Origin of the sequence: Methanolobus sp. (assembly GCF_030682845.1) — an archaeon.
Taxonomy (GTDB): Archaea; Halobacteriota; Methanosarcinia; order Methanosarcinales; family Methanosarcinaceae; genus Methanolobus.
Map to the genome: position 1 here is coordinate 1 of NZ_JAUXNK010000005.1, position 4177 is coordinate 4177.

5 protein-coding genes are annotated in these 4177 nt (G+C 46.2%); 2 read left to right on the forward strand and 3 right to left on the reverse strand.

Translation table 11 applies throughout. The features are described 5' to 3' along the window. Nucleotides 1-4: 4 nt before the first annotated feature. The 3 genes from Q8J68_RS00285 to Q8J68_RS00295 are packed head-to-tail and all read right to left on the reverse strand — an operon-like array spanning nucleotide 5 to nucleotide 2879. Nucleotides 5-208, reverse strand: a complete 204-nt coding sequence (locus tag Q8J68_RS00285) for a hypothetical protein (protein ID WP_305309576.1) — start codon at nucleotides 206-208, stop codon at nucleotides 5-7. Nucleotides 209-219: 11 nt separating this feature from the next. Further along, nucleotides 220-2283 (reverse strand): Mu transposase C-terminal domain-containing protein, encoded by a 2064-nt coding sequence (locus Q8J68_RS00290; protein WP_305309577.1) that lies wholly within the window; start codon nucleotides 2281-2283, stop codon nucleotides 220-222. Further along, on the reverse strand, nucleotides 2280-2879 hold the full coding sequence (locus tag Q8J68_RS00295; protein ID WP_305309578.1) for a hypothetical protein: 600 nt from the start codon (nucleotides 2877-2879) through the stop codon (nucleotides 2280-2282). The genes Q8J68_RS00290 and Q8J68_RS00295 overlap by 4 nt, the downstream gene beginning before the upstream one ends. A 245-nt stretch (nucleotides 2880-3124) precedes the next feature. On the opposite strand from Q8J68_RS00295, the gene Q8J68_RS00300 reads away from it, so the two are divergent. Beyond that, entirely contained in the window at nucleotides 3125-3853 is a 729-nt protein-coding gene (locus Q8J68_RS00300; RefSeq protein ID WP_305309579.1) for an XRE family transcriptional regulator, read from the forward strand. A gap of 14 nt (nucleotides 3854-3867) precedes the next feature. Beyond that, nucleotides 3868-4131 carry a hypothetical protein gene (locus Q8J68_RS00305; protein ID WP_305309580.1) on the forward strand — a complete coding sequence of 88 codons (264 nt, stop codon included), beginning with the start codon at nucleotides 3868-3870 and terminating at the stop codon, nucleotides 4129-4131. Nucleotides 4132-4177: the final 46 nt, after the last annotated feature.

Genomic DNA, 4177 nt, shown 5'->3' on the forward strand with positions numbered 1-4177 from the left:
ATAATCAGTATTTATGGCATGTCAATATAAATCTTGTATAATTACGCAACAGAGCCATCCTGCTGGCATAAGTTGTCTTACCCAAGCCAGGTTTACCATAGAGCAGTCCAAGCCCCACCATCTCGCCTTTTGGGCGGGTTACGAGCAGGTTGATAGCCTCATCGGCTTCCACAACGTTACGGGTTTTTACAAGCTTTCCTTGTTTCATCTGTATTCTCCTTATTTAATTCCAATAAATCTGAGCATCTCATCAAAGCTCTTTTGCCTGGGTTTGATCTCTTCGTAGTCGACTTCATCCATTACGGGAAGTTGGACTGGGGTCTCATCCGGTTTATGTTCTGCGGCACTTAGCTGTGTCTGTTCACTATCATCATATTGCCTGGTGGGTAGCGGTGGCAGGTTCTTGATTACTTGCCGTTCCAAGGCTTGCATGAAGTCATCTGCATCGGTTTTGGGAGCTTCTATCATCGGTGGTTGAATGAAGAGTGTATTGCTATCCGGTATTGCCGTCATCGGCTTGAGGAAGGCATCCACCACGCGTTGGGTATTCTTCACCACATACTTTGCTTTCTGCTCGGTTTGCCTGCGCAGTTTCAGAATCAGCTTGTGCTCCTTGTTCAGGTAGCTATGCGAGATCGGATTATCCTTATCAAGCTTGATGAAGGGATGCTGTGCCCTACGCAACTCTGCCTGGCAGATGAAGCGGTCCTGCAGATCATAAACCAATATCCACCGGGCATCGGCATAATCGTATCTTATCACCACATCTTTGCCGATATAATCAACCAGGGCAGTATCCCAATATTGGAGCTTGTTCAAGCGGATACCTTCGTTGCGGATCTTCTTGCGCAGCATGGCCAGCATCATGAAGTTCAGCTCTGCTGGTTCCACGATTCTATCCGGTGGCAGTGGTGCAGAACTGAATACCTGCCAAGGACTTTGCTTATCCAGCCCACTATGGGGAGCTTCACCATAGATGTAGCGGATGTAGAAAGCGATCATCTGCATGGCTTCGCTTAGAGTGGGAGGCTTGCTTTGAAATAGCGACTTCGCCCATTTCTCATTACGCATCAGCGTGGCAGGTTTATCAGCGATGCAAGAACCTCGGAAGGATGAGATGAAGCGTTCAAACTGATCCTGGAAGGTCTTGAAGAATCTCTCGATCACTTTGGCTTTGGCATTGTAGCTTTCCGCAAATGAGGCTTCGATCTTCAAGCGGGGGAAGATACCGCCCAGTTCCGTTTCCAGATTGTGGTTTTCCCACTTCTCATGAAAGAGCTTGCTCTTAAAAGCTTTGCCATTGTCCAGATAGACATACTTGGGTAGAGCACCCCAGTTCAGAAAGCCATTACGGAAGGCTGCTTGGATATGCTGACTGTCCTCTGTGGTTGCCAGAGTTGCTCCCACCGGATAGCGGCTTGCCCAGTCAAAGACCAGGATCATGGTCATCCTCTGTGGTTTCCCGGTTTGAGGATTGATGATATCAAATGCCATATTGTGTCCATCAGCTACCCATACGTCCCCAACATTCAGCAGTGAGCTATCACGCATTATCGTCTTGATGATATGTTCTGATACATACTTGCTACCCTTTCGTGCTTGATTGCTGATGGCAGGGTTATCTCGCAGCCACTCATCGCAGAAACGCCTGAGTGTTCTCTCATCGGTGGGAGACTCGCATAAACCAAGCCGAGCATAACCTTTGAGGATAGAGATAGCAGAACCGATCTTGATCTGATTGGGATTGAGCAGCAGATTGATCAGATAGTTCTGTTCAAAGTAAGTAACCTTTCTGGTTTTACCGTTGGGATCGGCTTTTCTTACCAGAGCATACATATCATTATCATTGGATTGGTAGTTCTGCACCCATCGTCTCAAGGAACGTTCGTCTCGCTTACCCTTGATAGCATAAAGCTCCGGCAGCAGAATCTTCTGATTGTACTCTGCTGTTATCAGCTTCCATTCGTCTATCTTGGAAACACAGTCTTCCAGCCTGACTATGGCAATCTGGCAGAAAGATGCCATCAGCCTAGCTTCATGCGTCTTCTTATGGGGAATATGCTGCTTTGGTCTCAAATCCAAACCTCGTTCCTCAAGTGGTAAGCGGTGAGGGCTTAGTGCTCTCTCATTAACATCAGAAGAAGGTTCTATATCTTGATGGGGATCAGATTCACCTGCAAGAACCAGATCTTGTGTGCAGGAGCTATCATCTGCATCTGTCTGGTTCATCAGTTCCGCATAGAACTTGCGATACTGCTCCAGATCCAATTCGTAATCTATCATGCCACTCCTCCTGAGTCCATTACCTTGGCATAGCCATAGACCAATAAGCTCTTCACCAGACTTTTACCCAGGGGAATCACTGTTTCCAGATACTCCTCCGGTATTAGTCTCTGCCTGCTGCAGATGGAGAACTCAAATTCCAGAGTCTCAGGATCGGGCAATACGAAGGTCTTAATCACCTTGGCAGAGCCAATCTTCACCTGACGCTTTTCTGTGTGCATCTTATGTTTATCAATATAGCGCCAGACTGTTCGATTTGAACAGCCCTTGATCTCGGCCATGCGTTCAATGGTCAGCCAGATAGCTTCAATCTTCTTATTCATTAGTATTCCATAGTACTCATCACTGATGTTTCGGATAAGCACTGTGACACATTCATCTGTCACAGTGCTCACCGTTTTTGGTGTTAATCTGCCGGACCCGGGATTTGTCACAGTGCTTTGACCAGTGTGACAGGTCTCCAAGTCCCTTTCCAAAAGCTGCGGTGGATGTTTCGATGCTAAGAACTGCGCAAGGTTCAAACTTTTGTCACAGTGCTTAGCCTTTTCGGTGTCACAGTGCTGTGTCCGTTTGGGCATCTTTGCCTTTGTTTTCATGGTATCTCCTTAACTGTATATATGGGAGCTACTTAAAAGCACTGCGACATCTTGGGAAGTCCTTTCTGCGTTTACGCCGGCAACTTCAAAACATTCTCTCATGTCCGCCGGAAAAATCCGCCGCTAAATCTCACTCTATAAATATGTCTTGACCTGACTAGTCAGGCTAATATCGTTGTTCACAGGTGCAGATTATCACCCAAATGGGTATCGGTCAAGCCTAAAAATCACCACAGGGAGTGAATATGGCAGCCACGACAGTCGGTGATCGGCTCAAAATGCTGGTCAGATCACTAAGCAAGACTCATGCAGAATTTGCCAAACAAAATGGAATCTCACTCAATTCCATGAGCAGATACATCAACAATAAGAGGTCTCCGGACCCTGATTTTCTCACTAAACTGGCAGCTCAAAAAGTGAACTTGAATTGGCTTCTCAGTGGTGAGGGTGGCATGTATGTGAGTGCCCCCTGGGAAGCAAAACCGGAGTCCAAGCCCCGCAAGAAGGCAGAGGTGGTCTCCACCAAGAGCAAGCTATCTGATTTGGCAGATGGCACTTACAGCCGTACAATTTTACTTCCGGTAGTGGCGGAAATTTCCGCCGGAATTCCAGCGGAAGTCACCGATAATTTTGAACATGACAATTTCGTGGAATTACCGCGGATTTATCTGAAGGACAAGATTGATAACTATATGGTATTCAGAGTAAATGGACAAAGCATGGAGCCTCAGATCATGCATAACGACATCGTGGTGATCCAAAGAAGAGAAGACTGGAGCAATACAGATGGCTCTGTCTGTGCGGTTAGATTGCACGATGGCATCACCCTGAAACGCATTCAGTTCGATCACCAACGTCAGCAGGTGCTACTCCATCCCTTCAATGCCGAGTATCGGGTACAGGTAGTGGATTCGATGCAGGGGGATGATATCTCGCTCATAGGGACTATGGTGATGCAGTTGAGGTTAAGCTAGTAAAGGAGAAAGATATGAGTTATACGATTGAGCGTTATAAAAAGGACTTCATGTGGTTGATAGACTTTGGAGAAAGTCTATTGAAAAGCATGTTCAATTCTTATGACGATACAAATACAGATGATGATGCTGGAGATAATGAGAAACTCCCAGATTTTGAGGATGACTACCAGTCTTGGTACTCTGAGGCTAACCTTCTTATCAAGCAGCTTCTTCCTGATAGACTGGACGATTTTCAAAGATTGTATAAACAACCTAGTAGAGCGTCCCATATTTAATGTTGCATAGTCTTGGTTTCGGATTATCTTATCTCTTGAGAATACT

What these genes read in the sequence shown, in the direction of transcription:
- Q8J68_RS00285 (WP_305309576.1), bottom strand. Translation starts at nt 208, where the DNA reads ATGAAACAAGGAAAGCTTGTAAAAACCCGTAACGTTGTGGAAGCCGAT.
- Q8J68_RS00295 (WP_305309578.1), bottom strand. Translation starts at nt 2,879, where the DNA reads ATGAAAACAAAGGCAAAGATGCCCAAACGGACACAGCACTGTGACACC.
- Q8J68_RS00300 (WP_305309579.1), top strand. Translation starts at nt 3,125, where the DNA reads ATGGCAGCCACGACAGTCGGTGATCGGCTCAAAATGCTGGTCAGATCA.
- Q8J68_RS00290 (WP_305309577.1), bottom strand. Translation starts at nt 2,283, where the DNA reads ATGATAGATTACGAATTGGATCTGGAGCAGTATCGCAAGTTCTATGCG.
- Q8J68_RS00305 (WP_305309580.1), top strand. Translation starts at nt 3,868, where the DNA reads ATGAGTTATACGATTGAGCGTTATAAAAAGGACTTCATGTGGTTGATA.